This window comes from Arthrobacter sp. 05T420, assembly GCF_056396305.1.
Genome location: NZ_JBFTLG010000007.1, coordinates 161,883 through 188,834 on the forward strand (window position 1 = coordinate 161,883; position 26,952 = coordinate 188,834).

34 protein-coding genes and 1 pseudogene are annotated in these 26,952 nt (G+C 65.2%); 10 read left to right on the forward strand and 25 right to left on the reverse strand.

Annotated elements, in window-relative coordinates:
• Positions 1-94 precede the first annotated feature (94 nt).
• On the forward strand, positions 95-421 hold the full coding sequence (locus tag AC1DEM_RS09145) for an ArsR/SmtB family transcription factor (RefSeq protein WP_476851071.1): 327 nt from the start codon (positions 95-97) through the stop codon (positions 419-421).
• Positions 418-936: an SRPBCC domain-containing protein gene (locus AC1DEM_RS09150; RefSeq protein WP_476851070.1), complete on the forward strand. Its 519-nt coding sequence runs from the start codon at positions 418-420 to the stop codon at positions 934-936. The genes AC1DEM_RS09145 and AC1DEM_RS09150 overlap by 4 nt, the downstream gene beginning before the upstream one ends.
• A gap of 191 nt (positions 937-1,127) precedes the next feature.
• On the opposite strand, the gene AC1DEM_RS09155 is transcribed toward AC1DEM_RS09150, so the two are convergent.
• The 3 genes and pseudogenes from AC1DEM_RS09155 to AC1DEM_RS09165 form a co-directional block, all read right to left on the reverse strand.
• The gene (locus tag AC1DEM_RS09155; protein ID WP_476851069.1) at positions 1,128-1,304 is read right to left on the reverse strand and encodes a hypothetical protein; all 177 of its coding nucleotides are present in this window, start codon (positions 1,302-1,304) and stop codon (positions 1,128-1,130) included.
• Positions 1,305-1,808: 504 nt separating this feature from the next.
• Positions 1,809-2,810 (reverse strand): annotated as a pseudogene (locus AC1DEM_RS09160) (IS30 family transposase); the annotation flags it as partial.
• Positions 2,811-2,932: 122 nt separating this feature from the next.
• Positions 2,933-3,799: a sulfurtransferase gene (locus AC1DEM_RS09165; protein ID WP_476851068.1), complete on the reverse strand. Its 867-nt coding sequence runs from the start codon at positions 3,797-3,799 to the stop codon at positions 2,933-2,935.
• Between the two features lie 99 nt (positions 3,800-3,898).
• Between AC1DEM_RS09165 and AC1DEM_RS09170 the strand changes: the two genes are divergently transcribed.
• A complete protein-coding gene (locus tag AC1DEM_RS09170) occupies positions 3,899-4,069 on the forward strand; it encodes a helix-turn-helix domain-containing protein (protein WP_476851067.1) in 171 nt (56 codons plus the stop codon).
• 419 nt (positions 4,070-4,488) lie between these two features.
• On the opposite strand, the gene AC1DEM_RS09175 is transcribed toward AC1DEM_RS09170, so the two are convergent.
• Both AC1DEM_RS09175 and AC1DEM_RS09180 read right to left on the reverse strand, forming a co-directional pair.
• Positions 4,489-4,782, reverse strand: coding sequence for a YsnF/AvaK domain-containing protein (locus AC1DEM_RS09175; protein WP_476851109.1), 294 nt, complete (start codon positions 4,780-4,782; stop codon positions 4,489-4,491).
• 598 nt (positions 4,783-5,380) lie between these two features.
• Positions 5,381-5,647, reverse strand: a complete 267-nt coding sequence (locus AC1DEM_RS09180; RefSeq protein ID WP_476851066.1) for a GlsB/YeaQ/YmgE family stress response membrane protein — start codon at positions 5,645-5,647, stop codon at positions 5,381-5,383.
• 494 nt (positions 5,648-6,141) lie between these two features.
• Here AC1DEM_RS09180 and AC1DEM_RS09185 point away from each other — a divergent pair, with 494 nt between their 5' ends.
• Genes AC1DEM_RS09185 through AC1DEM_RS09195 form a run of 3 tightly spaced genes read left to right on the forward strand, consistent with a single transcriptional unit; the run spans position 6,142 to position 8,690 of the window.
• Complete coding sequence (locus AC1DEM_RS09185) at positions 6,142-6,423, forward strand: DUF3311 domain-containing protein (protein WP_476851065.1); 282 nt, start codon at positions 6,142-6,144, stop codon at positions 6,421-6,423.
• Positions 6,420-8,114 carry a monocarboxylate uptake permease MctP gene (mctP, locus tag AC1DEM_RS09190; protein ID WP_476851064.1) on the forward strand — a complete coding sequence of 565 codons (1,695 nt, stop codon included), beginning with the start codon at positions 6,420-6,422 and terminating at the stop codon, positions 8,112-8,114. The genes AC1DEM_RS09185 and mctP overlap by 4 nt, the downstream gene beginning before the upstream one ends.
• A gap of 54 nt (positions 8,115-8,168) precedes the next feature.
• Positions 8,169-8,690: a hypothetical protein gene (locus AC1DEM_RS09195; RefSeq protein WP_476851063.1), complete on the forward strand. Its 522-nt coding sequence runs from the start codon at positions 8,169-8,171 to the stop codon at positions 8,688-8,690.
• Positions 8,691-8,840: 150 nt separating this feature from the next.
• Here AC1DEM_RS09195 and AC1DEM_RS09200 read toward each other — a convergent pair whose 3' ends face one another.
• The 12 genes from AC1DEM_RS09200 to AC1DEM_RS09255 all read right to left on the reverse strand — a co-directional run bounded on the left by AC1DEM_RS09200 (position 8,841) and on the right by AC1DEM_RS09255 (position 18,999).
• The gene (locus AC1DEM_RS09200) at positions 8,841-9,302 is read right to left on the reverse strand and encodes a hypothetical protein (RefSeq protein WP_476851062.1); all 462 of its coding nucleotides are present in this window, start codon (positions 9,300-9,302) and stop codon (positions 8,841-8,843) included.
• On the reverse strand, positions 9,299-11,803 hold the full coding sequence (locus AC1DEM_RS09205; protein ID WP_476884088.1) for a molybdopterin oxidoreductase family protein: 2,505 nt from the start codon (positions 11,801-11,803) through the stop codon (positions 9,299-9,301). The genes AC1DEM_RS09200 and AC1DEM_RS09205 overlap by 4 nt, the downstream gene beginning before the upstream one ends.
• A gap of 425 nt (positions 11,804-12,228) precedes the next feature.
• Positions 12,229-13,122, reverse strand: a complete 894-nt coding sequence (locus tag AC1DEM_RS09210; RefSeq protein ID WP_476884089.1) for an SDR family oxidoreductase — start codon at positions 13,120-13,122, stop codon at positions 12,229-12,231.
• A 194-nt stretch (positions 13,123-13,316) separates the two neighbouring features.
• Entirely contained in the window at positions 13,317-13,454 is a 138-nt protein-coding gene (locus AC1DEM_RS09215; RefSeq protein WP_476884090.1) for a hypothetical protein, read from the reverse strand.
• Positions 13,455-13,750: 296 nt separating this feature from the next.
• Positions 13,751-14,005, reverse strand: a complete 255-nt coding sequence (locus tag AC1DEM_RS09220; RefSeq protein WP_476884091.1) for a hypothetical protein — start codon at positions 14,003-14,005, stop codon at positions 13,751-13,753.
• Between the two features lie 332 nt (positions 14,006-14,337).
• Positions 14,338-15,159: a hypothetical protein gene (locus AC1DEM_RS09225; RefSeq protein WP_476851057.1), complete on the reverse strand. Its 822-nt coding sequence runs from the start codon at positions 15,157-15,159 to the stop codon at positions 14,338-14,340.
• Between the two features lie 203 nt (positions 15,160-15,362).
• Positions 15,363-15,863, reverse strand: coding sequence for a DUF6328 family protein (locus AC1DEM_RS09230; protein WP_476851056.1), 501 nt, complete (start codon positions 15,861-15,863; stop codon positions 15,363-15,365).
• A gap of 194 nt (positions 15,864-16,057) precedes the next feature.
• Complete coding sequence (locus AC1DEM_RS09235; protein ID WP_476851055.1) at positions 16,058-16,444, reverse strand: hypothetical protein; 387 nt, start codon at positions 16,442-16,444, stop codon at positions 16,058-16,060.
• A gap of 141 nt (positions 16,445-16,585) precedes the next feature.
• Positions 16,586-16,933 (reverse strand): PRC-barrel domain-containing protein, encoded by a 348-nt coding sequence (locus AC1DEM_RS09240; RefSeq protein ID WP_476851054.1) that lies wholly within the window; start codon positions 16,931-16,933, stop codon positions 16,586-16,588.
• Positions 16,920-17,324: a hypothetical protein gene (locus AC1DEM_RS09245; RefSeq protein WP_476856343.1), complete on the reverse strand. Its 405-nt coding sequence runs from the start codon at positions 17,322-17,324 to the stop codon at positions 16,920-16,922. Before AC1DEM_RS09245 ends, AC1DEM_RS09240 begins: the two co-directional genes overlap by 14 nt.
• Complete coding sequence (locus AC1DEM_RS09250; protein WP_476851052.1) at positions 17,321-18,550, reverse strand: Nramp family divalent metal transporter; 1,230 nt, start codon at positions 18,548-18,550, stop codon at positions 17,321-17,323. Before AC1DEM_RS09250 ends, AC1DEM_RS09245 begins: the two co-directional genes overlap by 4 nt.
• Positions 18,547-18,999, reverse strand: coding sequence for a hypothetical protein (locus AC1DEM_RS09255; protein WP_476851051.1), 453 nt, complete (start codon positions 18,997-18,999; stop codon positions 18,547-18,549). Before AC1DEM_RS09255 ends, AC1DEM_RS09250 begins: the two co-directional genes overlap by 4 nt.
• Before the next feature lie 457 nt (positions 19,000-19,456).
• Between AC1DEM_RS09255 and AC1DEM_RS09260 the strand changes: the two genes are divergently transcribed.
• Positions 19,457-19,633 (forward strand): CsbD family protein, encoded by a 177-nt coding sequence (locus AC1DEM_RS09260; RefSeq protein WP_476851050.1) that lies wholly within the window; start codon positions 19,457-19,459, stop codon positions 19,631-19,633.
• A 378-nt stretch (positions 19,634-20,011) separates the two neighbouring features.
• On the opposite strand, the gene AC1DEM_RS09265 is transcribed toward AC1DEM_RS09260, so the two are convergent.
• Both AC1DEM_RS09265 and AC1DEM_RS09270 read right to left on the reverse strand, forming a co-directional pair.
• Positions 20,012-20,359, reverse strand: a complete 348-nt coding sequence (locus AC1DEM_RS09265; RefSeq protein WP_476856345.1) for a hypothetical protein — start codon at positions 20,357-20,359, stop codon at positions 20,012-20,014.
• Positions 20,360-20,726: 367 nt separating this feature from the next.
• Positions 20,727-21,221, reverse strand: coding sequence for a GNAT family N-acetyltransferase (locus AC1DEM_RS09270; RefSeq protein WP_476851048.1), 495 nt, complete (start codon positions 21,219-21,221; stop codon positions 20,727-20,729).
• Between the two features lie 381 nt (positions 21,222-21,602).
• Here AC1DEM_RS09270 and AC1DEM_RS09275 point away from each other — a divergent pair, with 381 nt between their 5' ends.
• A complete protein-coding gene (locus AC1DEM_RS09275; RefSeq protein WP_476851047.1) occupies positions 21,603-22,208 on the forward strand; it encodes a DNA-binding protein in 606 nt (201 codons plus the stop codon).
• A gap of 129 nt (positions 22,209-22,337) precedes the next feature.
• Here AC1DEM_RS09275 and AC1DEM_RS09280 read toward each other — a convergent pair whose 3' ends face one another.
• The 6 genes from AC1DEM_RS09280 to AC1DEM_RS09305 all read right to left on the reverse strand — a co-directional run bounded on the left by AC1DEM_RS09280 (position 22,338) and on the right by AC1DEM_RS09305 (position 24,811).
• On the reverse strand, positions 22,338-22,484 hold the full coding sequence (locus tag AC1DEM_RS09280; protein WP_476851046.1) for a hypothetical protein: 147 nt from the start codon (positions 22,482-22,484) through the stop codon (positions 22,338-22,340).
• A gap of 25 nt (positions 22,485-22,509) precedes the next feature.
• Positions 22,510-22,782 carry a hypothetical protein gene (locus AC1DEM_RS09285; RefSeq protein ID WP_476851045.1) on the reverse strand — a complete coding sequence of 91 codons (273 nt, stop codon included), beginning with the start codon at positions 22,780-22,782 and terminating at the stop codon, positions 22,510-22,512.
• Between the two features lie 43 nt (positions 22,783-22,825).
• Positions 22,826-22,966, reverse strand: a complete 141-nt coding sequence (locus AC1DEM_RS09290; protein ID WP_476856346.1) for a hypothetical protein — start codon at positions 22,964-22,966, stop codon at positions 22,826-22,828.
• A gap of 242 nt (positions 22,967-23,208) precedes the next feature.
• On the reverse strand, positions 23,209-23,517 hold the full coding sequence (locus AC1DEM_RS09295) for a hypothetical protein (protein ID WP_476851044.1): 309 nt from the start codon (positions 23,515-23,517) through the stop codon (positions 23,209-23,211).
• On the reverse strand, positions 23,498-23,830 hold the full coding sequence (locus tag AC1DEM_RS09300; RefSeq protein WP_476851043.1) for a hypothetical protein: 333 nt from the start codon (positions 23,828-23,830) through the stop codon (positions 23,498-23,500). Before AC1DEM_RS09300 ends, AC1DEM_RS09295 begins: the two co-directional genes overlap by 20 nt.
• 324 nt (positions 23,831-24,154) lie before the next feature.
• Positions 24,155-24,811, reverse strand: coding sequence for a helicase associated domain-containing protein (locus AC1DEM_RS09305; protein ID WP_476851042.1), 657 nt, complete (start codon positions 24,809-24,811; stop codon positions 24,155-24,157).
• A 666-nt stretch (positions 24,812-25,477) separates the two neighbouring features.
• Here AC1DEM_RS09305 and AC1DEM_RS09310 point away from each other — a divergent pair.
• Together AC1DEM_RS09310 and AC1DEM_RS09315 are read left to right on the forward strand one after the other, a co-directional pair.
• Positions 25,478-26,590 (forward strand): IS110 family RNA-guided transposase, encoded by a 1,113-nt coding sequence (locus AC1DEM_RS09310; RefSeq protein ID WP_476884093.1) that lies wholly within the window; start codon positions 25,478-25,480, stop codon positions 26,588-26,590.
• Between the two features lie 91 nt (positions 26,591-26,681).
• Positions 26,682-26,924: a hypothetical protein gene (locus AC1DEM_RS09315; RefSeq protein WP_476884092.1), complete on the forward strand. Its 243-nt coding sequence runs from the start codon at positions 26,682-26,684 to the stop codon at positions 26,922-26,924.
• Positions 26,925-26,952: the final 28 nt, after the last annotated feature.

Sequence of the window (26,952 nt, forward strand, 5' to 3'; positions counted from 1 at the left end):
CAGTGGATGGATGCGGCGGAAGGCCGGTCCGGATGGAATCGAAGGCGGCTTAAGTACCTTGACTGGTACGTAACCGACTTGGTACAAAAGGGTCATGGAAGCCGCTCTAAAGGCCCTCGCGGATGATAGCCGACGGAGAATGCTGGAGGCCCTTGCTGACGGCCCGGCAACCGCGGGTGAACTGGCAGCGCTCCTGCCGATTGCACGCCCGGGTGTCTCGCGGCACCTGCGGGTGCTGCGAGAAGCGGGTCTGGTCGAGGTGCACCAAGAAGCGCAACGGCGGGTTTACTCCCTCCGCCCACAGCCGCTCACTGAGATCTACGACTGGCTGGATCGATACGTGGCCCTGTGGGAACAGCGGCTGGATGTCCTGCACACCGAAATAGCACGCGGCAAGCGTGAGCGAAGGAGCACCCCGTGACCAACAACACCCCTGGAAGCGTGCGCACGCTGGGCACCCTGCGAGCGGTGGAGGGCAACGGCATCGTGCGACTTGAGGTCCGGTTCGACACCGATAGGGAGGACGTGTGGTCGGCGCTCACCGATTCCGGCCGTCTCGCCCGCTGGCTCGGCGAGGTAGAAGGCGATCTTCGCGAGGGCGGTGACTTCAGGGCCCGCTACTTTGCCAGCGGGTGGGAAGGCAGTTGTCGTGTGGAAGTGTGCCAGCCCCCACAGTGGCTCCGGATTCTGACCACGGCCCCAGACGAACCGGACGGCGTGATCGAGGCGACGCTTAGCGCTGACGGCGATCAAACCATCCTGGTTATTGAGGACCGCGGCTTGCCTCTGGAGCAGATCGCCGCCTACGGGGCAGGAGACCAGATCCACGTCGAAGATCTCGCCGCCTACCTCGCCGGACGTGACCGCTGCGACGCACGGGTGCGGTGGCAAGAACTCCACCCCGCATACCAGGAGCTGGCCGCAAGGCTCACCTAGCACGACGGCAGATCTGCCGGTCGCAACCCCCAGCGGGTTCCAACGTTGAAACTCCTTCGTCCGCGGCGCCCTGACTGAGACCCCAAGTCGATGAGGCACCGAAGACGGGCCCGCGACAAGACTTCCCAGTCATCGCAGGGTGGGGCAAGTTTCAACCGCCCTCGAGGGGCCAGAAATACGTGACACAACCATCAGAACCGTGACAGGAGCCGAGCCATGGACTGGACTGTCCCGGCCAGCGCAGCGCTGATTCCGGCCAAGGCCAGTAGTGCGCTCATGGCGATGATCTGAGCCAGGAAGAATGGCAGCGCCACTCCAAGTGTGGCGGCGTACGTCAGAGTAAAACTCAACGTTGGAGGTTCGCTCATGCAACCGTGACCTCCAGCCAGATTCTATTTGCCTCGTTCTCGTCAACACTAGCTGCGGGGCTCTCCCATGCGTCGATGCAGCGCGGGCACTCTGATCCGGTGGGCCTCGGGCCCTTGCCGCGCGGCGGGTGCGGAGGTAGGTTTTGCAAGCCGTGGCCGTCCGCCCGCAGTGGGGCGCGCCGCGCGGCGGTGGTTGACCCGGGTGTGGCGTGGGAACCCGCCCGGGCCGACCACCTAAACGTGTGGGCTGACGGCTCCGGTCCGGCCGGTGGGATGCGGGACAGTGGAGGGTCGGCTCTCAGGCTGTTCTCAGCGCGAAGAGGGACATTGAAAATAGCCCCGAAATGCCGACCCCTGCTCCGCCTTCGACCCAAAGACTCCGGCCGCACGCTCTCCTCAACCGGCGTGCGGCCGGGCATCACGTCGCCCCCTGCAGAGTCAAAAAGCACCTGGAATGGATAGGACTCGGGACTGCCTTCCGTTTCGCATGCAACAACTAGGCCCGTTGATGCCCCGCTGCCAGCGTGAGTGCGGATCGCAGAAGTAAATGTCGATACCGGCGTCCACTTTCACGGTTTTCCAGTCCTGCATTTCGATGCCCTGGTCCCAGGTGAGGGAATGCCTCAGCGCCTCGGGGAGCGTCTTGATCTTGGCTGCCAGGGCGTCACGCATTTGTTCTGCTTTGTATCTATCCGGCAGGTGAACGAGCATCGTGTAGTTGGTGGTTCTCTCCACGAGGGTCCCGATCGCGGACTGGTTGCCCTTGCCGATGATGAGGTCACCCTTCCAATGCCCTGGCACCGCACGGTCCTGAACCTCCGCGGGACGCTCGGAGATATTGACCATCCCCGGGATCCGGTTCTTCCGCTGACCGGCCTTCCTGCAGGGCTGCCGGAGCGCACGTCCGGTGCGTAAACACGCGGCCAGATCACGGTTGAGTGCTCCGCGGGACTGAACGTAGAGGGACTGGTAAATGGTCTCAGGTGACACCCGCATCTCCGGTTCATCGGGAAACTCAACCCGCAGGCGTCCTGCGATCTGCTCCGGCGAGTACTTCTTTTTCAGGTCCTCTTCCACCTTCGCACGCAACACCGTGTTCGTGTGCAGTTTCGACGGTTTCGGCCGCGAAGCCCGCTCATACGCCAACGCGTGAGCCGATGTTGCCCGGCAGGGCAACCCGGCCACCGAATTGCGCCGAAGCTCCCTGGACACCGTCGAGGCCGACCTGTCGATCACGACCCCGATCCGGCGCAGCGAGTGTCCCTGGGCGCGCAGCACCGCGATCTCTTCACGCTGGGCGAAGGTCAGGCACCTGCCCTTCAGATCCCGGCCGCGGCGTGGCCTGACACCCCCGGCTTCGGCCAGGACCCGGCGACCGGTCCGCCTGCTCGTATCGATCGGCACAACAGCGTCCGTGATGAAATCGCCGGCCTGCATCCCGGCCCAAAACAGCTGCAGAAGATCCGGTCTTACATAAATTGAATACCTCGCCACGACAACACCCATCCGCTAAGTGTTGCAATCACCGCAAGAACCCAAGGATCCCTTACCGGGCCAGACTGAGACTGTCTCCACTCTTCAGGATGGAGGTCGTGGTTTCGACCCGAGCGGGCATCGTAGGTCGGTTGTCAGCCAAGCTCGGCTCGGCGGCGAGGCTCGGCTCCGTACTCTGACCACCGGCCTGCGTAGAGACGGCCGCGGCCGAGTCCTGCATGCTCGAGAGCGAGAAGGTTGTGGCAGGCCGTGACGCCTGAGCCACAGTAGGAGATGACGGCAGTCGCGTCTTCGATCCCAACCTTCGCAAACGCTCGTCGGACCTCGGCGATCGGGCGCAGGTGTCCATCGGGGGCGAGGTTCCCACGGCACGGGACGTTCACTGCGCCGGGGATGTGTCCGGCTTGGGGATCGGTGGGCAGCTGGACGCTTCCGTCGAAGCGGTCGGCATTGCGGGCGTCGAGGATGATCCCGGCAGCCCCTGCGGTGATGTCCTGAAGCTGGGCGAGACGGGCCTCGGGCCACGGAGACGGCGTGAAGGTCGCGGGCGCCGGCTCCACGGGCGTCGTCTCCAGCGGTCCCGTCCATGCGGCAATCCCGCCGTCGAGCAACGCCGCCCGGTGCCCGAGCGCACGCAGCATCCACACGAGCCGCGCGGCGATGACTCCCCCCGCGTCGTCGTAGGCGATGACGGTCGTGTCGTCGCCGATTCCCAAGGAGGACATTCCATGTGCGAACACTTCAGAGTCGGGAAGCGGGTTCAGCCCGTGTGGTCCCGAATTGCCCGACAGCCATGCGGCCAGGTCCACGAACACCGCATCTGGAAGATGCCCGCCGTCGTACGCTGCACGGCCCGACCCGCCGTCGAGGTACCAGCGAACATCAGCGGTGACAACGTTACGTCGGTTCGCCTCGAGCCACGCGGCATCAATAAAGGGTGGAAGATCTTCTTGGGTTATCCGGCTGTCGTCCATACAGTGCAGGCTAGAGGATGTGTCCATAATTTGAGCAAAAATGTTCTATGATGTGGACATTCTGCAGAGGATGCGCCGCACCACGGCAGGCGCCCGTAAGCCGGTCGATCACCGTGCCCAGGAAACGTGCCGCACGTCTTGGCCGCCGCCAACAACCGCCACGGCGGAAGACCCCGCAAAGTGGACGACGCTGCCGCTGCCAGGGCCAAGGAACTCAAGGGCAAAGGAATCAGCGCCCGCGACATCGGCAAGATGCTCGGAGCATCCCGCGCCACGGTCTACCGATACCTTATATAGGCAACGCGGAGAGCGATCCCGACAACGCGGCGATGACATCCAAGCGGTCCGCCCAGCCCTCGTCCGCGAATGTCCGGCACGTCCCGCCGGTGGGTGCCGGTCTGGCCGTCCTGGCGGGCACCCATCAGACTGGCATATTCAGGAGGTAGGGCCGGTCCCGGACGTTCTTGTCGACGACCCCGCTTCGATTGCGGCCAATTCGTCAGAGGCGCTCATGAGGGCCCTCCTCTATGAAGATCTTGCCAACAGACTAGTCCCAATGCGGGGCAATGGAACCGGTGCTCAAGTACTCCCTGGCGCCACCGAAATGGAGCTCAGTGCCAAGGCGCAGGTAGGCCCGATCCTATTCCAACGGGCTCGATCCAACGCCCAGGCAAGTGCGACTGTTCCTGCCTGGGGGCATTTGCTGGTTCTAGGGTTTAGCCGCCGCTCTCCTCGGGTCCTTCGGTGTCGATGTGTTCTTTGCGGACCTTCTCCTTGATGGTCACGTCTTCGGTGACCGTTTCCGTGCCGATGTGGACCCGTTCGACCGGGACAGTCTCCTTGGTGACGATGATTCGTTCCTCGTGGAGGATGATCTCGTTCTCATCGTCCGCACGGTCCGCTACGTCGTTGCGGTTTTCCTCCGTAATCGGTTCTCGCTCGATCCGTACTTCTTCGCGCTGCACTGGAACGGTCCTGGTTTCGTATTCCGAGGTGACGTATTTGCGCAGGCGTGCCCCGCCCGCGGCCGGCTGTTCGGCGCCGCCCCCTGCCGGGCGCGGCTGGGGCCGGGTTGTGGTGTCTTCAGTGGTGGGCGCGGTGGCGTCGTATCCGGGGTGCCGGTGGCGGCAGGGGGAGTACTGCGGTCTGTTGCGGTGGTGTCTTGTGTGGCGGGGGCCAAGGTCTCGTCGGTGGTGGCGTTGTACCCGGTGGTGGTCGGTGTCCCGGTGCGTTGCGTTCCGGGGTCGGGGGTGGAATCTGCCGCATCTGCCGTCGCCTCGGTGTAAGTGCGTCCGGTGTCGAGCTGATAGTGCTGGTAGAGCCGGCCTTCCTCGGCAGGCTCCAGTGGCCGATCGGCGTCGATCCTCGGCGCGTCCTTGACCTGGTTTTTGCTGTAGGGGACCACGATGTCATTTCCCTCTGTTCGGGCTCCTTCCAGGGGTACGAAGGATTCGGACATTCCGAATAGGCCCGTCCTGGCGGTTACCCAGCTCGGCTGTCCGTCATTGTTGTCCACGAAGGCCTGGCCGATGGAGCCGATCTATTCTCCGTCCTCTGAAAGAACATTTGCGCCTTGGTTGAGCAGGGGCAGCAATGGGCCGGTGGACCTTATGCCCTGCTTCTGCGGCCGGCAACGGCGCCATAGATCAAGAGCACAATAACGGCCCCGAGGATGGAGAGGAGCCAGGTCCGCAAATCGAAGAAGTCAGCGAGGCCTCCGCCGAAGATCAACGAACCTATCCAGCCTCCGAGGATGGCGCCCACGACGCCAATTACGAGTGTGATCACCCAGCCGCCTCCCTGCCGGCCGGGAAGGACCGCCTTGGCGATAGCTCCTGCGATAAGGCCGAGAATGAGGAATGCAAGAATTCCCATGACTGTCCGTCCTTTCGGTTGCCGGTCGTGGAATGCGGCCGATATCAAGATCTAATCAGCATGCTTAGTAGCACGCAATACCTCGTGGGCGGTGGCGCGTCAGTGCTCAATATCCGCCGCTAGTGGCCTCACAGATCAGACTGGATCGTTGGGACTCCGCCGGGGCGACCCTTTCATGCCAGACGGTCCCGCGCGGTGGCGGACAAGGCCAAACCGTAGCTGAGCGTCGATCGGCTGGCGGATCGTATTCAGCTCGTGTCGACGGCCTGAAGTCTGGCGTGGGGGGCTGATTGGGCAACCAACCTGAATTGGGGACATCGGCGCCGCTGTTGGCTTGCTCCTCGCCGTCGGAGGCGGATGCATTTGCCCTGTTGGAGAATAAATCCAGTGTCTATCCTGTGTGTAAAGACCGCTGTGACAGACGGTCCACAGGCCGCCGGCACGTCCCGGGAAGTCCTCCCGCTCCGGGGGCCCGTCTCAATGAGGAGGCGTCGATGTCCAGTCCCGATGTGCCAACGCGCGGGCCGGCCAGACCCGGTCCATATGTCGTCACCGGAATCCTGTTGGCCATCGCCATTGTGATTCCGTTGTATGTGCCCGCGTATTCTGTCGGTGAGCCGCGTTTGGCCGGTATGCCGTTCTTCTACTGGTACCAGATGATGTGGATTCCGATCACCTCGGCCCTGGTGGGGATCTCCTACTGGCTGGTCGGCAAGGAGGATCGCCGCCGGCGCGAATCCGTGCGCGGCGTGACCGGTGATGAGGAGGAGCGATGAGCGGGGCAGCCGTGCCGCTGGCCGCTCCGGACCGGCCCATTAGCTGGGTTCCACTGACCATTGTGATCATTCTCTTCGTCCTGGTGGCGGTCTTGGGGTTCGTGGCTGCGCGGTGGCGGCGGGGAGAGGGGACAGGGCTGCACAGCCTTGACGAGTGGGGCCTTGGGGGCCGCGGGTTTGGAACCTGGGTGACCTGGTTCCTGCTCGGCGGCGACCTGTATACTGCCTACACTTTCGTGGCCGTTCCGGCTGCAATGTGGGCCACTGGCGCCGTCAGCGGATTCTTCGCGGTGCCGTACACAATCGTTCTGTACCCGATCGTGTTCCTTTTGATGAGCCGGTTGTGGTCCGTCTCGCACCGGCATGGGTTTGTCACGCCGGCCGACTTCGTCGGCGGCCGCTATGGCAGCAGGGCGCTGACCCTTGCCGTCGCCGTCACCGGCATCGTCGCGACGATGCCCTACATTGCGCTTCAGCTAGTCGGAATCAAGGCCGTGCTCACGGTGCTGGGCCTGGGCAGTGCGGAGAACGTACTGCTGACCGACCTGCCGCTGATCATCGCGTTCGTGGTCCTGGCCGCGTATACGTACACCTCGGGCCTGCGGGCTCCGGCCCTGATCGCCGTTGTGAAGGATCTGCTGATCTATCTGGCGGTGATCGTCGCGGTAATTTACCTGCCGATCAAGTTCGGCGGCTGGGGTCCCATCTTCGACTCTGCCGAGGCGAAACTCGCTGCGGTCAACCCTGCCACCGGTAAACCCACTGGAGTCTTCATTCCGGGCGCGAACAGTTACTCGGCCTACTGGACGCTGGCTCTGGGCTCGGCCTTGGCGCTTTTCATGTACCCGCACTCGATCACGGGCGTCCTGGCGACCAAGAGCAGGAATACGATCCGGAAGAATGCCGCGGTGCTGCCGCTGTACTCGTTGATGCTGGGGTTCTTGGCTCTGCTGGGCTACGTGGCCATCTTCGCCGGAACCAATCCCGTTGACGTGAACGGCGCTGTCAACCCGCAGTTGGTGGTCCCGCAGCTGTTCCTGGATCAATTCCCGGCCTGGTTTGCCGGAATCGCCCTGGCCGCCATCGCCATCGGGGCTCTGGTCCCGGCCGCGATCATGTCGATAGCCGCGGCGAACCTGTTCACCCGCAACATTTACCGCGATCTGATTAAGCCCGACGCCACTCCCCGGCAGGAAGCAAAGGTGTCCAAGATTGCGTCGCTTGTGGTGAAATTCGGTGCATTGATTTTCGTCATTGCCATGGACCAGTCGGCAGCAATTAACATGCAGCTCCTCGGCGGCATCTGGATCCTGCAGACCTTCCCGACGATCGTGGCCGGGCTCTACACCCGCTGGTTCCACCGATGGGCGCTTTTCGGCGGCTGGGCAGCCGGAATCATCTATGGCACCATCGCGGCGTACAACGTGGTCAACCCGGTCACGAAGGCCTACTTCGGGGGCTCGATCGCGGCCATCCCCGGAACCGACATACAGGTCTACATCGCCGTTGTGGCGTTTGCGATAAACCTTGTGGTTGCCACCGGCCTATCTCTGCTCTTCCACGCAATGAAGCTCCCTGGTGGGAATGACATCACCCGCAGCTCGGACTACGGCGCCGACGAGAACGATCCAAAGATCGCCCAGATCGAGCGCGAGCAGCCGCTCGCTGAACCCGGCGCCCCCACGTTCTAGGTCACTGGGGACCCGAGACCGCACAGGAGCCCGAGGGACGAAAGGTATATGACCATGAACGCCGGACAGCACGGCAAGGGCACAACCGGGGAGAGTTCCTTGGCCGCGTACCTGCACAGTCACTTGATAGCCGCGGCGGCGGGGGAGCGACTCTTCGAACAGGCGGCCAAGACGTGGAAGGACTCGCCACGCGGCAGTACCATCGCGCGGCTCGCGACGGAAATCAGTGCCGACAAGGCAACCCTGGAGGGCATCACCGAGGGGCTCGGTCTAGGCATCCCGGCCTACAAAAAGCCCTTCGCCTGGACAGGGGCGCACCTCGCGTCCCTAGGCCCGCTCAATCCGCTCCACGCCAGGATCGGCGCAGCCGAACAATTGGAACTCGAAGCGCTGATCAGTGCCGTCACGGGCAAGTCGCTGCTCTGGAGGACCTTGGGTCTCCTGTCCCGCACGGACCCGCACGTTGGACAGGAGCAGGTGGCGAGTCTGCTGGACCGGGCAACGGCACAGCTCCGCGAACTCGAGGGTCTCCTCTTGGAAACCGCGGCGGAACGGTTCACCGACGCCGGTCAGTGAGACCCGGACGTTCGTCGACGATCCTTCGACCTGCGGACCACAGCGCTGCAACGTTAGCAACGTGGCGGGGCACCCCTACCCGGGTTCCATCGCAGTGAGTCCGTTGGGGTCATCCTTCCGGACGCCGCCGTGTGGTCCCTTTCGATGGCCTCAGCGTGCTGCGATGAGGGCCTGGGGTGCGGCTTGTTTCATCCGGGTTTGCAGCCAGCGCAGCTGGGTGGCCGTTTCGGCGTCGCATTTCTCCACGACGGCGAGTAACTCTATATCGCGCAGCGCGGACCCGGCCTGTTTGACCATCGTCCAGGTGACGTCGACGAGGCTGGCCAGCAGGTAGAGGTCCTGCAGGTCGCGCAGGAGACCGACGGGACCGTTCCGGGTTGTGGCCAGGCCCTGGGCGTGGAGCCGTTCGGGCTCGTTGTCGGAGCTGTTTTCGCCGTAGCGCTGCACGACGGGCCCGAGGAGTTCCCCGTGCCGGTCGCACTGGGCTGCCAGGGTGCGGCAGAGGAAGTGAACATCTGGCTCGGCCCCGTGGCCCTCGGCCACTTGGCGGAAGGAATCGGCGAGCGTGTTCTCGGCCTGACGGAGCATGCCCAGGTAGATGTTCAGGTTCACGGCCGGCCACCCTCCGTGGTGTTTCTGAGCGCGTCGGGGAACTGGGGTGCAGGTTCGATGTCCGTTGTTTCCGTGGCTTGGGCCCCGTCGCCGCCGGCCGTGGCCGGGACCGGCGCGGTGCCAGGCGCCGCGGCGGGCCGGGACGCTGTGGTGGTCGGGGCCGGCGCCGGTCCGGTGGCATCGCCGATCTTCTCCACGGTCACCGCCGCGTTTTTGAACATCGGCTGCTTGGATACGGGGTCCCATTCGGTCAGGGTCAGTTCATTCGCGGCCGTCGGGTGGGTCCCGGGGCGGCCGCCGGTGTCCCAGTAGCCGTAGTGGAACGGGGCGAACACGGTGCCGGGCGCGATGCCGCTGACTCGTGCGGGGACCTCGATCCGGCCCCGGCGGGAGGTGACCCGGACCAGGTCGCCTTCGGAAATGCCGAGCCGGTCCGCGTCCTCCCGGGCCAGTTCTACCCAGGCCCGCGGTGCCGCGTCGGCCAGGGGCCGGGAGCGGCCCGTTTTGGTGCGAGTGTGGAAATGGTACGCGGTGCGCCCGGTCGTATACCGGAGCGGGTAGTCTGCGTCGGGTTCCTCGTGCGGCGGGTGGAACGGGGCGGTCTTGAACAGGGCCCGCCCACCGGCGCCCTGGGCGCGGAAGGCCTGGGCTCCCACCGTTGCGCCTGTGAGCAAGTCATGGCCGTAACTTTCGCAATAGTCGGGGTCTGTGGGGAAAACGCGGTCTCCGTACAGGCGGTCCGTTCCGTCGGGGTGGTCCTCGTTGCAGGGCCAGGGGATGCCGCTGCCGCCGCGCAGCCTGTCGTAAGTGATTCCGGTGTAGTCGCACGGGCGTCCTCGGGAGCAGTTTTTCCACGCCTCGAACGCGTCCTCTGGCCCGGCCCAGTCCAGCAGCGGCCCGCCATTTAACGTCGTGAAATCCATCCTGCGCGCGTAGTCGAGGAAAATGTCCAGGTCGCTGCGCGCCCCATCTGGAGGCTCAACCGCCTTGTCGGAGATGTGCACAATGCGGTTGACGTTGGTGAACGTCCCGGTCTTCTCGCCCCACCCGGCTGCCGGAAGCACCACGTCCGCGTACTGTGCTGTTTCGGTGAGGTAGAGGTCCTGGACGACGAGGAAGAGATCGGGTTTGGCGAGGATGTTCCGGATCCGGGGCAGTTCGGGCATGGACACTGCAGGGTTCGTCGCCGAGACCCACAGAAAGTCGATCGAGCCCTGTTCGGCATAGCGGAAGATCTGCATGGCATGCGTCGGCGGCGCCCAGTGCGGGATGGTCATCGGATCCACGTTCCAGAGCCGGGCCAGTTCCTGGATGTGGTCGGGATTTTCCCAATTGCGGAATCCAGGCAGGTCCCCGTCCGCGCCGCATTCCCTATTGTTCTGAGCCGTGGGCTGGCCGTTCATCTGGAGGACCCCGCACCCTGGGCGGCCGAGCATCCCGCGCAGCAGGTGCAGGTTGTTGACCTGGCACGACGCCGCCGTCGCCTGCGAGGACTGGTAGAAGCCCTGCAGCACCGTGGAGACAATCCGATCGGACGTGCCGAAGATCCTGGCTGCGTCCCTGATGTCCGACGCCGGGACACCGCAGACGGCGGCAGCCGCCTCGGCCGTCCACGGCTCGACCACCTTCCGGAGAGCGTCCTGGCCCAAGGTGTGGTCGCGGACATAGCCGGCGTCATCCCAGCCCTGGGCCAGCACCTCACGGACCAGGGCGTGCATGAGCGCAAGGTTCGTGCCGGGCCGGATGGCCAGATGGACATCGGCGTGGCGGGCGACCTCCGTGTCGCGCGGATCCACGCAGACGATCCGGGGCCGGTCCGTGCCCGCGATCCGGTCCAGGACTCTGGACCAAAGCACCGTTTGTGTCTCGGCCATGTTGTGGCCATAGAGAAATAGCGCGTCGCAGCTGTCGATATCGGTATAGGATCCGGGCTGGCCGTCGGCGCCGAACGACTCCTTCATGGCCGCCGCCGCGGTAGCAGTGCACAGCCGGGTGTTTCCGTCCATGTGCGGGGTGCCGATGCCGGCCTTCCCGATCACGGCCAGCGCGTAGTACTCCTCCAGGAACAGCTGCCCGCTGGTGTAGAAGCCATGGCTGAGCGGACCTCGCTCCGCCAGCAGGTCCCTGCTCCGGTCCACAATCCGACGCATCGCCGTGTCCCAGTCGCATTCGACCAGTTGCCCATTCTCGCGGACCAGCGGACTCGTCAGGCGGTCCTTGTGCGACACACCCTGGCGGCTGGCAAAGAGCCCCTTCGGTCCCAGCCTGCCATGGTTGACCAGATCCTGCGCCCGGCCGCGGATCCCGACCATCGCGCCGTCCTTGACGGCGATGTCGCAGGCACATCCGTTGCTGCAGAGGACGCAGGCGGACTGCACCCACCGGTCAACACCGTCCTCAGCGATGCCGTCGTCCAGGACCTGGTCCACCCGGACCGGCCATAAACTGTCCCGCGAGTACGGGGTCCGGGTTCCCCAAATATTGGCTATCCGGTCGACCATGTCACTCCTCCTCTACCTTCAGGCGGGAACATTGTTGGTTCGCGTCCGGGCGCGGAAGCCGCGGACCGTCCTCTGTGCCCTGCCGGTCGCGACAGGAAATGCCTCAGCTCCGGCCCATCCCCTTGGCCGGATCCTAACCAGCCTCGGACGGTTCCAGAATTATCAGCATGCTTGCAAATAGTCCAGAGTCGCCCTGCGGGGGAAGGCTGAACGATCAGCACCTATTCTCCCGAAAATGCCGGCCAACCCGGATCCTCCGCAGGAAGGGGAAAACGCGGAGCATCCGGACACCCGCGGGGAACGGGTCGTCACGACGAATAGAGGCCCGCCGGGTCAGCCCCGCGGCGCCGTAATATCGGGATAGAACGATCCTCCCCGGGCACACGGAAGAAACAGCGGCCGCTGTGTTTGGGTCCCCCGGGGTGTCAGGGAGTGGGGCTGCCCCCGTTGACGTTAAGGGTCTCACCCACGACGAAACTGGATTCCGCGGAAGCCAGGAACACATAGGCCGGTGCCAGTCCCGCGGGCTGGCCCGCGCGGCCCAGCGGGGTGTCCTTGCCGAACTCGGGCAAGGCCTCCTTCGGCTGGCCGCTGCTGACCTGCAGCGGTGTCCAGATCGGTCCGGGTGCCACGGCGTTGACCCGGATGCCCTTGGGCGCCAACTGCTGGGCGAGCCCCTTCGTGAAGTTGTTGATGCTGGCTTTGGTAGTGGCGTAGTCCAGGAGCGTCGGCGAGGGGTCGTAGGCCTGGATGGATGTGGTGTTGATGATGGTCGATCCCGGCGGCAAATGCGGGACCGCCGCCTTGGTGAGCCAGAACATGGCGTACACGTTGGTCTTGATGGTGTGGTCGAACTGCTCGTCGCTGATATCGCCGATGTCTTCCCGGGCGATCTGCTTGCCTGCATTGTTCACCACGATGTCAATGCCGCCGAGTTCACGCAGCGCTGTCTCCACCAGGGACCGGCACATGGCTGCGTCCTTCAGGTCCCCCGGTACCTGGACCGCCTTGCGGCCGGCGTTTTCGATCAGCCCGGCAATCCGGGCGGCGTCCTCTTCCTCCTCGGGCAAGTACGACAGCACGACGTCGGCGCCCTCGCGGGCGAAGGCGATGGCCGTTGCTCCGCCGATGCCCGAGTCCGCTCCTGTGACGATCGCTTTTCGGCCTTCGAGGCGCCCCGTGCCGCGATAGCTCTCTTCTCCGAGGTCAGCTTTGGGGACGAGTTCGGCGTCCAGCCCGGGCTCGGGCTGGTGCTGTTTGGGCGGTTCGATGTGATCGTAGGCTGTGACAGGGTTTCGGAAGGTGTACTGGTCCGTCATGATGCTCCTCTACCTGGTGATGCGGGGGTCAAAGCTGTGCGGCTACGGTGTTCGGGCGTGTAAAGGTGTGGTGGGTAGCGCCCGCGGCGGTGAGCGCATCAAGCGTCTTTGGATCCGGCACAGCTGCCGGGTTCCGGGGCGAAACGCTGAACGGGGGGAGCGGCCCGGGGCCGCGCAGGGCGGTCCGGAAAAGGCTACTGGGGATCCTCACGATCAGCATCAGGCGCGTCGATTTCGCCATCGATTTCGCGGGCGCTGCCGCCGGAGAGTGAGCCCTTGGCCGGCTCATCCTCCTCGCGGCGGTCCCTGTCTGCATCTGGATTCTCAGTCATGAGGCCCAACCTAGCGTCGAGGGACCGGCCTGTCGAACAGAAAGCAGGGCAGACCAGCTGCTGGTAAGGCAGGTCGTTCGCTCCGCTGAGGGCGTGGCTCGCCCTACGCTGAGGTTACGCGTGGGCGACATTGTCCATCCGCAGCCGCCATTTCAAGCCGAGGCGGCGAACTCTCCCGGGCATTATTATCCCGGGCGGGGCTAATAACCGCCGGTCGATCCTTTCCAGCAATGTGTGCCGGCTACGTCGATGTGGCGGCATCCGGGCGCGTGCCCCGGAACGTCGATGGAACATGGTCAGGCCGTCGCGGGGTAGCTGGCCAGGATGTAGTCCGTTGCGGCCTGTCCTGTCATCCGTCGACGGCTGTTGCGCAGATCGATGCCGCAGCGTTGCATGGCTGACCGGAAGGTAATGTCCTCCACGGGGGTGATGTTGTGGAGCCGGCACCAGCTTGTGTACAGGCCGTAAAGACAATCCGGCCCCAACGGCCAGTGCGTTTCATCCGGGACGGTGGCTTCAAGGAGGAATCGTTCGAAGTGCGAGGTGGCCATCAGGGGGCTCTTCTCCGCGGGTGCATCCTTATGCCACCGTTCGGCTACAGCGGCTCTCTTTGCCGCCGTGCACCCGGCGGCAAAGGGTCCCCACCCCGACGGGTTGACCAGGACTGTTCCGAATTTACAAAGTTCCGGCGGCCCTGTCCAGAGCACCTGCAGTCCCCTCTGACGAAAAATCTGCACCACGGCTTAATCTGCACAACGGCTTGGTGACACGCGGTACGAATTTTAGGCGAGTGGTCAGCGACCTATTGGCCGCTGTCGCCCATGGGGGAGTGGCTCGGCCAGGCAGCACGGGCAAAACACTGGGATGCGGCAGGATCAATACGTTAGGAATCGCCTCGCGGGGTCGTTCGTTCCTCCTTCGTGCCGGTGTCGAAAGGGGGGCCAGCGGCCGGCGGCTCGCCTGCCGCGAGACGGTCAGACTCTCGAGCCCCGACAACCGATTGTGCTCCACCGGATCCGGCTTCGGCAGGTGAAGGTCCGGGCGGGATGGCCCCGGTTGCCGCTGGGGGGCCGGTGACGGTCCGCTGTCCCTCGGTCATGGCGGGGTCGCTAAAGACCTGCTCGACGGGCGCCTGGCCTGTCTTGGCCCGTTCCGGATGCGAGTGATCGCCTTCCGCCTGGGTGCCCGCCTCCGCGACATCGACCGCCTCTCCGACATCTGCACCGCTGCGGGAGTCATCGGCCTGGGCGTCGGCACCCGACGATACGGGCCGGTCCTGCGATGCAGGTTCGTGGCCGCTTTGCGGATTCTCGGTCGCCGGCATTTCGCTGCTCGTACCTGTTGCGGCCTCGCGAAGGGGACCCACAGTACCGTCCGCACCGTAGTCACCCTCGGCGTACTGACCGATTTCCGACCCGGCCGAACGTCCCGGAACTGCACCAGCGTCGCCATAGTCGGCCCGTACGTAGCGTCCGGATTCTTTGGCCTTCTCTCCCAATGGTTCGGGCAGGCCACCCTCCCTGCCGGCCGCACCATAATCACCTTCGATGTATTGACCTTCCTCGTCCTCCGCGCGGCGGCCTCGCTGCACGCCGGCCTTGCCATAACTGCCTTCGACGTACCGGCCCCGTAGCTCCCGTTCTTCTGGTTTCTTCCCCGTGGGCGCCTGGCCCGCGGGTGATTCAGAGTCGCTGCGGTCTGTCATGATCCTGCCCTCCCGAGACGAATACATGCGTCTACTCCGGCGCAATTCAAGTCTAGCCAGAGCCACTGCACCCCAACAGGTAGTCATCATCTGACCATCCGGCGGAGGCAAACTCGCTGTGAGGCACCGTTTTGAGGGCTGCTTGTCGAAGGAGCGGAAGACTTGCCGCTTGGCGCCATCCGGCCGCTCCTATGCAACGGCTGTCATTGTGGCTTCTCTTTTAGGGCTTTGCGTCGGAGTGTTCCGGGGATAAGGACCATCAGGAGCAGTAGCACAGCCAGCAGGCCAATGGCGGCTATTACGCCGGCCGTCCGGCCCGCAGTGACATCGAAGACGAGGGATGTGGTGCCCAGGCTCAGCAGCATGACGCCGGCCAATGACACCTTCACGATGGTATCGGCGCTGGCCACGAGAGTGGCTTTCAGTCCTTGCCGGAAAAGCCGGCGGTGCAAACTCACCGGCAACAGGATCGATGCCGTGGTGAGGGCGGCCACGATGACGTTGATGAGATACAGCCCGATCTGGTAGCCGTCCAGTGACGCGAAACGTGCCTGGAACGGCAGCGTCAGGAGGAAACCGGCGAGGATCTGGACCCCTGTCTGAAGTACCCGCATTTCCTGCAGCAAATCCACCCAATTGCGGTCCATCCGCTCAGTGAGCGATTCGTCCCTGCCGTCATCCTGCGGCGCCACCGGGTCTGTCATAACTCCTCCTCGCGAGACTGAAATTCCCTGTCCAGCGGCCGCGGTGTGCGCCGTCGGCTTGGCCCCCTTCCGTCTCGATCACGCGGGGCTTTCGGGCTCCGGACGACCAGGACCGCAACGATTTCCTCGGCGCTGCACCCGCCTGCGGCCGCTGGCTCCCGGATGAAGGCTCGGGTATGAGGTCGTTGCTGCCGTCATCCTGCCGCAGCCCCGGGGAAGGAGCTTTGGACGCCCGGCTCGAAGCTGGCACTCGAACATGGATCCATGGCTGGCGTTGCATCGTCGACTGCCGGCTCCGTCGCCATGCCCAACGCGGCGCGGATGCGCCTGGCAGCTTCCCGATACCCGTCACCAAGACCCGCTGTCCTGGCAGCGTGGATCGAGCCGATGCCGTCAAACTGATGTTCGATCCGTTCGCCCCGTTCCGCGAAATCAGATGCCACGGCTTCCAATTTCTCGAGCCGTGCACCCTGCTCCCGCACCACGGAGAGGAGAAAGGACCGGTCCCTGGCGTTGCTTTCCACGGTCCCGTCCGCGGCGAGCCGCGCTTCGATGCCGGGCAGTTCGTCAGAGGCGCTCATCGGGCCCTCCTCCATGAAGGTCTCGCCAACAGAGTAGCCCCCATGGACAGCAAAGACACCAGTGCTCAAGGTCCTGCCTGGGCCTCGGAACCGGCCAATGCCGGGAACCGGCGCTAAGAGCCGAGAATGACAGGCCGGCGGTCATTCCTGTCCGGATTCGCCCAGGACCGGGCTGTACGGGGTGAATCCTTCCCGGAGCCGGACGGAGTCCGTGCCGATGATGTCGATGTCGGCCCAGAGCACCAGGAACGAGCCGCGATGCCGCCACCGGAGCAGGTGGGCCACGGGCCAAGGCCGGGCGAGACCGGTTCGTTCGTAGCCCAGGAACGAGGAGGCGCTGTGCGGGCTGACGACCAGGCCCAATAAGCTGGCGCCGGCGAGCAATTGGCCCGGTGGTCCGTCGATAGTGAACCGGGCATCAGCCACCCGCCCCAGGCGGAGTCCGCCGGGGTCGTGCACGGGTGTGCCGAGGAGATCACCGAGGATCATGGCGGCCTCCGGGGATGCGGGCAATGATCTTGTCGCGGATCCAGCGTTCGACCCAGTCCGCGTCCAGGGGCTCGCCGCGGACGCCCAGCCGGATGACGACCCCGACGTCGGCGACGTCACGCCAGGGGATGCGGATGAGCCGTGATGACGGGGGCCGGCCGCCGAAAATCCGCGTTCCAAGGACGGGGCCGGTGAGCAGCGCGGTGAGTGTCGGGGCCGGGGTTCCGGCCGGTATGGGTGTGTCCGGGGGAGGGGCGCTGATTTCGATGTCATCGACCGTGGTGACGGGGACGCCGTCGACATCGAGTACCTGCCGGTCCAGCAGGTGAAGTTGCGCGTCGAGGGTCCGCCCGGCGGCCCGGACGTATCTGGGCAGGGGTGCGGTGGTCATGATCCGGCTCCCGTGACGATCATCAGTGGTATGGCGGCGAGGGACGCGGCGAGGATGATGACCAGATAGATCATGGCCAGCACATTCACCGTGCGGGCGTTGACGTGTTTACCCATGTACTGGGGGTCGTTGGCCACGATCAGGATGGGCAGGTAGGTCAGCGGCAGCGCGATGGCCGAGAACACGACCGAGTACTCCGTGACCAGGACGGGATCGACCCCGGTGGCCAGGACCGCCGCGCCGATCAGGAGACAGATGATCATGGACAAATGGAAGCGGGCGGCCTGGGCCGGGCGGCGGAACTTGCCCCAGGACCACCCAAAGAACTGCGCCAGGGTATACCCGCTGGACAAGGTGGTCTCCAGGGCCGCTCCGAAGGTCGCCGCGACGATCCCGACGAGGGCGAAGGCGAGACCGACTTTCCCGGCTGCCTCGGCGACGGGCAGGATGACCTGGGACAGTGAGGTGACGGCGATCCCGGCCGGGAGCAGAACCACCGCGGCGCAGGCGGCAATGGACACCGAGAGCAGGCCGCCGAGCGGGAACCCGACGAGTACGTTGATTCTGGACTGGGCCAGGTCTTTGATGGTCCAGCCTTCCTCCAAGGCCCCGGAGGAGAAGAAGAACACCTCATAGGGCGTCATGGCCGCCCCGAACAGTGCCACCGCGTAATACCAGTACGAGGCGGCTGTTTCCTGCTCCGGAACGGACGGGGCCAGGACCTGGGCGCCAAGGGCACCCCAGTCCGGCTTCAGCAGAAACAGTGCCACGGCGAAAACAATGAGCGTCAGGCCCAGCAGCCCGGTGACGTTTTCCATGATGGAAAACCTCACCCGCCAGATGACCAGCCATACCGCAACCACGGCCACGGGAACCCACAGCAGGTACTGAACGCTGCTGGCCAGCTGCAGCGCCAGGGCGATGCCTCCGATTTCCGCCGTGACCGTCATCAGGTTGATCAGGAACGACGCTGACAGGTTGGCCAGACCGGCCCGGGGCCCCAACCGTTCCCGGATCACTTCGAACGTCGCCCGGCCCGACGCGGCGGCTACCCGCCCGGACATGTTCGCGAACACACAGATACCGACCACGCCCACGACGACGACCCAGACCAACGAGAGCCCAAACCGTGAGCCGACGACGGAGTTCGTGACCAGATCGCCGATGTCCACGAACCCGCCGATCGCGGTCAGGACCCCCAGGGCCACCCCGAGCAGGCGCTTCATTGTCCCCCCAGCTGATTCTTGAGTGTGGCCATCCTGCCGGCGGCGTTCTCCAGCAGCTTGTCGCCGTCCTGGAGTGTGGGGCTGCCGTCGGTGCTGGCAATGGCGTCCTGCGCCGTGGTCACCCCTGCGATGCTTTCATCCAGGACGGTCAGGGCCTCCCGGCGCGTCTCACGGTCGTCCTGGACGGTGGGGGAGAGCTGGAGGACGGTGGTCCGGGTGGTTTCGAGGTCTTTCAGGACGTCGTCGAGCGTCGTGGACGTTGCCGCCATGGTCAGCTTGCCCCCGGCGTCGAGCGCCAGCGCGAGCCGGGCGGTGGCAACCGCGGAGGAACTGTCCTTCAGCGCTGTGGACACACTGTCCCGCGTGCCGCCAGACGCGCCGCTGCAGCCGCTGAGGAGTGCCGACCCCGCAATCCAGAGGCAGAGCCCGCTCCGTGGCCAGATCGCCATTTCACCTCCGCCTCAAGGGAGTCCAAGCCCGCAACGGTGCAAGACCGCGGCAGGACCGCGCCATTGAGCTAGGTATAGCACTCCCGGCCTGAGAAAAGCTGAGGCACAACCCGGAACGGCGTAGCTCACGCACAACTGAGACCAGGACGTGCCGTCCCACATCTGCCGCGGAGAACCGCACCCTCAGCCGCAGTGGCACCCCTGCGATTTCCCCACTCCGGCGTGGCGCAGCCACGACTGCCGGCCGATCCCGTCATCGCGAGCCCCGCACTGAACCAGCCGTGGCTGATCCGGAGCCGACACCCAGACGGTTCTAGCTGGCATGAAAACAGGATCTGCCAGGACGGGTCGGCACGCCCGCAGCCGAGGCAAGTATCTTTATCCGAGTCCTCGTGGCGCCTAAAATTGACGGTATCGCCGCAGGCGTAGTGTCTGCGTCCAGCCACGGAGGTCCGTCATGGGATTGGGAGACAAGATCGATAACACCGCCGAGAAGCTCGCCGGCAAGGGTAAGGAAGCGGCCGGGAAAGCCACCGACGACCGGTCTCTGGAAGCCGAAGGCAAGAGCGACCAGGCGAAGGCCGACCTCAAACAGGCCGGCGAGAAAGTCAAAGACGCATTCAAGAAGGATTGACACGCGGATCAGTCGGAGCCGGTAACGGTAACAGGGGACGGCCGCAGTGCGGCCGTCCCTTACTGCGCTGTCATGACCCAGCCGAAGGATCCAATGAGGTTAAAGCTGCCCGTTCCCATGCGTCAACCTTTGCAGCGAGGGCGGACCGGCTGAGGCCGTACCCGGAATCAAGAACCGCCAGTGTTGGACCAGCCGGCACCGGTTTTGAGCGGTGTGGTTTCCGGACCCGGTCGGCGGTAGGTGGCATTGGCCGGTATGAGGATGCCTGGCGTATGGCGTGCGCGGCCCGGGGAATCATCGGCGTTGGACGAGCGGATCACCGGACCCACGCCTTGTCCCGACAAGGCAACCCGGGCCCATCGAGGGCGGCGGCGATAACTAGTCCTTGTCGAGTTCGTTGAGGAGGGACTTCGCTGCCTTGGCGATGTCGTCGTGGTTGTTCTGGGCGGCCCGGCTCTCGATGGCAAGAATCGCGCAACGGTGCAGCCGCCGGAAATCTCCGAAGGGGAAGCTGTAGCGTCCCTTGGTGTCGTGGGTTTTCTCGGTGTCTTCGCCCAGATGCCAGGTTCCGTATTCCGTGTAGCCGTGCTTGGCGATGAACGCGTTTTCCTTCTCTGTGTCGGGGGCGTGTTCGCTCCAGTCGTCACGGGAATCCCGGGCGATCCTGGCGTCCTTGATCAGCTGCCGGGCGTGGCGCAGTGCCGTGTCATTGATTTTGATGGTCATCGGTGCTTCCCTCCGTAGTAGGGTCCGGGTCGAGACCGGCCAAGGGCTGCGGCAGCCCTAGACGGCAGAGAGGCTCTGAGGAGACGTCGTCTCTTTCCAAAGCTGGCGCGGCCGGCCGTCGGGGTTCCGTGCGTCCGTTGCAGGGCTCCGTACACTCTGGCCCTGTCTCGTCTACCGTTTTTGGTGCTGTCCTTCCTGCCTCAGGTCGGGAGACTGCACCGTCGGCGCCCCCGGCTCTGTTCAGATCCCGGCAGGGGGCTCCACGGTCCCGTCCTGCCGACCGTACGAGGAGTGGCGGCGTCCGGGGTGAATCAGGACCCGGGGATGCTGTGGGTCTGCGGCGTGGAGGGTGGTTCGGGGCGGGTTTTCAGTCGTAGTCGGTGTCCGTGTCATCGTCGGTGAGGCGGCGGAAGTCCTGGGAGAGGTACAGGGCCATCGCTGCCGGGTTGTTGTCCTCCACGGTGACCTTCACCGTGGTGCGGCCCAGGGTGTGCAGGAGGTGCATGCAATGTCGGATGAGTCCTTCGGCCAGGCCTTTGCGGCGGTGGTCCGGGTGTGTGAAAAGTTCATCGATGACTGCTTCGCCGTCGCGTTCGGTAACGATGAGGGCGGCCGTGATTTGACCGTCGGGTCCGAACGCCACGAGGGACGCAGCCTCGGTGGTGCGGCCGCTGCCCTCCTCGGTGGATGGTCCGATCCACACCGGGTCGCCGGCCCGCTGTCCGGGACGGCCGGCGTAGGCGTGCCGGTGCAGATCGGCCAGTTCGAGTAGATCATCGGGTTCCAGGGGCCGGACCCGGATGCGGGCCGGCGCGGTGTTCTGGTGTCCGGTCGCGGCAACCAGGGTGATCGAAGCGTTCATGACGGCGATGCCTTCCCCGGTGCGCGGGCGGCACCGTTGAACACAGTGTCCGGCATCGTCCGCGCGCGCGGAAGACACAGGACCGCAACGATATCCGGCGGAACCGACACCGGCCGGGCCACAGCGGATGAACCGTCCTAAAGCGCCCATGATCACCGCTTCCGGGGACGATCGGACGCCACGGGACGGGACTCCGGCGGGGGCTTCCCGTAGTGGACTCGACCGGTCTCGCGGTCCGACGCGGCCCCTTTCCGTGCCCCCGTTTCTGTCGGAGGCGGCCAGCGGCCGCCTGAACATGGCGGCGGAAACGCGCGGCCATGACGCGCCGTTAGTTAGGAGTAGTATTACTACTATTCCTACTACTTTTGAAGGGTTGGCGCCGTGACGTTGAGTGTGAAGGACCGTGTGTACGCTGCCGCGGAGCAGATCAGCGCCGAGCGCCGGCCCACGGTGTCGACGGTGCGGGCCGCGGCGGGGGTGAGCAACGCCGACGCGACCCGTTATTTGAAGGAGTGGTCGGAGGAGAAGCGGGCCGCGGGCGGGCAGGTCGCCGTGGCGCCGGCGGTGCTGCTGGAGCAGGCCGCACGCCTGGCCGGGGCTTGCTGGGCCGAGGCGACCGTGCTGGCCGATGAGCGCCATGCCGCGGTCGAGAAAGCCTGGTTGCAGGAGAAGAAGGACGTGACCGTGGAGGTCGCCGAACTGGTCGCGGACCTGGACCGGGTGAGCGCCGAGAAGGACGCGGCGGTCGCGGAGCTCACGGCCAGGATCGCCGCGTTGGAGGCCGACGTTGCTGCGGCGGGGGAGCAGTTGGAGCAGGCCCGGGCCGCGGCGCAGGAGGCTGTCAGGGAAGCGTCGGCAGACCGGGCCCGGCTGGCGGCGGCAGAGGCGCGCGCCGACACGCTGCAGACGGCGCATGATGCGCTGCTGGCCCGCATCATGCCCGGGACAGGGCCGGTGGCACAGCAGGCTCCCGGCGGGAACGACTAGGCCCTTCCCGCCGTCCGCATCCTGCCCCCTGACCGGGGACGTCACGGAAGCGATGGCAGCTGGGGTGTCCGGCTCCGTTTTTCCCCGCCAGGGCTGGAAGGACCCGCAAGAGGCTATTGGCGCAAGAGGTTATTGGTCTGTGCGGATCGCGAGGAGTTTGTGGTCCTCCGGGATCTGTGTCGTGAGGGCTTTGCGGGCTTCTTCACAGGTGTTGCCTTCGGCGCTGATGCGTTCGTTGCTGCCGTCAGGGGCCTGGATCGTGCCTGTAATCTCCACCTGAACACCCTATGCGCACCCGTTCCTACACGGCCTCCAGCGCGTCGATCTCGGCGGCGTCCAGCAGCGCTGCTGACTCTGCCCCGGTGGCCCGGGCCAGATCATCCAGGGACTTGAAATGGTCCCGGGCGAGGGTGATGGCCAGCAGCTCCAGATAATCGCCCCCGTTGCGCTGTGCCAGGCCGCCGAGATAGTCGCGCATGCGCACTTCCAGGGCGCCGGGGCCTTCGGATTCTTCCGCGGCGAGCCGCGTCAGTGTCAGGGCCGCGAGGTCCGGGTCGTCGTAGATGAGTCCCATGGACCTACGCTACGCACCCGACGGGTGCGGTCAAGGGCCGGTGCTAGCGCCAGCGGCAGGAGTCCAGCGCGCCCACCAAGGGAGCGGGGCCGTCTTTGAGGCGGTCAACGGGGCGGGATCCGTTACGGTCCCTGGAGGGTGTGACCATCCAGAGGGTGAAGTTGTGCGGGATCTGCAGTTCCATCGCCCGGTCAAAGAGCTTAACGACGGTCGGGTGGAGCTGTCCGCCGGGGAGGAACTGGAATCCGGGGCAGTAGGTGCCGTCGTCGATGATCGCGGACGAGCCGGCGCAGCACCGGTCCGGGGTCTTCCATCAGTTCGGAGAGCCGGCGGTGCACCTGCCCGAGGGCCGGGAGCGTGAATTCTGCCCGGATCGCCGCCCATGTCTGATCGCTGATCGGTTGGGGGTTCCCTGCCGCCGAGGCCCTAATCGCTGATGCCTTCGAGCAGCCACCGGGTCGAGAGCGGGTTGCGGCGCAGCTCAAAGGTCCGCAACGCCGAGCTCGAACTGAGACGGACCTGCACCCTCCAGAACTCGATGCTGACCAGGTCGCCGCTGCCGACGGCAGCCGTGCTCTGCGTGTCCCACCAGGCGTCCCGGTCGAACCAGTGCACCGGCTCGGCCGCGACGGCCCAGATGCGGCCCTCGTGCCGGACGGCGAGCGGCGTGCCGGCCGGGGTGAAGCGGACGTCGACGTCAACGTCCAGGGTTGTTTCATTCGCTACTGCTGTCACGTTCTACGCGTTTTCCCAAGTTCCTGCTCATCATGTCTTCCCGGCGGGTGACCGCCGAACTCCACACCCAGGTCCGGTAGGTCACCGGACCGTCCTTCCACGTCACTTCGGCGGCTTTGGCCGTCCAGGCATAGACCTCGCCGTCGACCAGCTCGGCGCAGTTCGGAAACCGGATCCACGCCTTCACCGGGATCCCGGGGAAGCCGTTCCTGGCGGGGAAGTGCTCGAAATCGAGCTCTTCCACCGTCAGCCCGATCGGGCCGGCCCGCCTCGCATACCGCGCCTGCAACCGGGCCGCCTGTTCCGGGTTCATATCCTCAGTTTAGAACTGACATTCGATAACAAATTTCCAGCCTAGTAATTTTATTCGAATAGATGTGCAGGTTTGAGCATGGGGGAGGGGTCCGACAATCAAACGGTTTGCACCCAGTGGGGACAGCCTGAGCTGTGCGGAGGGCTCCACCTGCCCCCAATGGGCACAACCGGGAAGAGGGTCCTTGCTGCGAGCCGTGAGGAAAGCCTCCGCGCGAATCCAAGGACTCAAGCGCGGAGGCTCCCGGTTCTCCAAGCTGGGGGGACTGGAGAACCTCGGTAATTCTACTGGCCGGCGGCCTGCCGGGAAACGCTGCCTTTCGGGTCACCGCCGGGGAGGGCGGCCCCTGGTCCTTCCGGCCTGCCACCCGGGAACGGTGTCGTCCAGGAGCTTGGCCTTCGCAGGGTCGAGGTCGCCGCGGCGGTGTTTGTACCGCTGGGTGTGGATCCAGACGCCGAGGGTGTGTTCCCGCTCAGAATCGCAGCCCTTGTGGCGGGGCCAATCGTTGCCCTCGTGTCGGAAGTCCTCGAGCTGGGCCAGGCGGTGGTGCCAACGGGCCTCGTCCTCGGCTTCCCTGCGGTTCCCCAGCCACCCGGGCACCCGGGCCAGACCGTCACGGTAGGCCGGGACCAGGGTCCCTTGGGCCGCTTCGCGTCGGCGCCCGGACAGCCAGCGCGCCATCGACCTTTCGCCCCGTTGCCCGGAGCGGTCACGCGGGAGCCGGCCTTCGGCCTTGACCCAGGCGATGAGCTCGTCCATGCGGCCGAGATCCGTGGGGGAGGGGTGCGGAACGGGCGCGGAGCCGGCTGCGGACTGGTGTTCGGCCTCGAGGTGGGGGTCCTGGTGGCGCGCGATGACCAGGTGGTATCCGACCGTGGCGGGCTCGGCGCCGACGAGGGCAGCGATGCGTTGCCGGCTCAGCCCGAGCCGGTACATCAGCACCCATTCCGCGTCAGGAGCGCGCCGCAACCGCCTGTCCATGATGGACATCCTGCCACGACCCCTCCACAAGTCGGGCGGCCACCGCGGATTCCACAGACAGCGCTTTCGGGCGTCCGCTGGCGCGGCCGGCTGTGGGGTCCAGTGCCTCCGTCGCAGGGCTCCGGAGACCCTGGCCCGTATCCACGTCTTCGACGTTTTTTGGTTGCTGTCCTCCGGATTCTAGGCGTCCGCTCCACCCCGTCTAGCCCCGGCTCCGCAAGCTCCACCGGGGCCTGCGGTGCAGGAAATGTCCCTCCGGCGCTCCTGCGTCGCTGATTTCCTTGAGGGAATTTCCTGCCCCTTGCCCTGCGGGTAGACAGGGCTCCGTCGGCCGCCGAGCAAGCAAGCTTGCCAGCAACCAAAAAACAACTGTGAGTCTTGCAGTGGCTGGTCTGGGACTAGCTGGCAGTGTTGATGCCGGCCGTTCTGCCTGGCGCGTGACTCGAAAAAACAATTGCCCCTTGAGGGTGCATTCCCCCCGACTTGTCCGCGCTGGGTGGGGCGACCGGCGTTGACCTGTCCCACGACGGTGGCTTGATTAGAAGCTTGCCCAGCCCTTCGGGGTTGTGGCTCATCACAGTATTGCCTCGAAGTGACACCTCCCAGGTCAGTGCCGGTCGCGATGCGGCCAGTCTTGCCCGTTCGAAAGGAAGGAGGGTGGCCGCGTTGACTCTCGTTGCGCAGACCCGCCCATTCGTCATCGGCGTGGACTGCCACGCCCGCACCCACACCTACGCCATCATTGACCCCAGTACCAGGCGACAGGTCGCGTGCGAGCAGTTCCCCACCACCTCGGCAGGGATTTCCCGCGCACTTGCCTGGGTAGGCCGACGGACAGACGGCGATATGGCCTGTCTATGGGCCGTTGAGGGTATCGGCTCCTATGGAGCACGTCTGGCCAGGGCAGTAGCCGACGCCGGCTATGACGTCGCCGAAGCGCCACGGATGAACGCCCGAGGGCGCCGCGGGATCGGCAAATCCGACCCGCTGGACGCCGCAGCCATCGGAACCGCAGTCCTGGCCCTAGAGGAGTCCCAGCTCCGCGCCCCGCGCCGGGATGAAGGAACCCGTGCCGGACTCAGGATCCTAAGCGCAGCCCGGGATCAGCTCACCCGGGAACGAACAATGAATGTCAATGCACTCATGGCCCTGCTCCGGGCACACGATCTGGGAATCGACGCTCGTAAACCATTGGTTCCCGCCCAGATCGCCACGATCACCAGATGGCGGGAACGGCAAGAGCAGATCGAACTATCGATCGCGCGCGAGGAAGCAGTCCGATTGGCGCGCCGCGTTATCGAAGTGACCACCCAGCTGACTGCGAACCAGAAGCGCATGACAGAACTGATCAAGCAAAGCCCCGCAGCGCCGCTATTGGAGATGGCCGGCGCCGGGGCTGTCACAGTCGCCACCGTCCTGACAGCTTGGTCGCATCCAGGAAGGGTTCGCAGCGAAGCTGCCTTCGCCTCACTGGCAGGAGTGAATCCCTTGCCAGCCTCAAGCGGTAACACTGTCCGGCACAGGCTAAACCGGGGCGGTGACAGACGCCTCAACCGAGCCTTGCACACGATCACCATGACCAGGATGGTCCACGACCCCGGAACACGGGACTACGTCACCAAGCGCACCCAAGAAGGCCGCAGCTACCGCGAAATCCGCAGATCTCTCAAGCGCTACATCGCCCGAACGCTCTACCGCCAACTCAACTCCCTTTACGCCACCGCGGATCAAGCCCCGTCCCACGTTGCCAGGGTAGACGGTTCAGGTGGTGCCCGTTAAGGGATCCCTGAACGGACGCCGTGGAGGGGCCGGAGCGGACGACTCTCTAGCTACGGCTAGTCTTTGTCGCAAGCTAGTACTTGGGGGAAGCATGAAAGTTTGGCATCTGGCCGTCGTTTCTTGGATCGTGACTGTCCTCATCGGAGTCTTCGGCATGAACGCTTGGTACACGATCTGGTACTACCAAGAGCCTGTCATTGACTCTGTCGCCGAACCCGATGCCTTCGGAATAGCCGCTGCTTGCGGCCTTGGCGTCCTTGCGCTCAGCGTTCTGCTTAGCGGCGCGCTGAGCATTTTAGCCGTCCGGGTCGATACGCCTAAGAATCTGACCTAGGGCTAGTAGCGCGCCCGTAAACCGATCC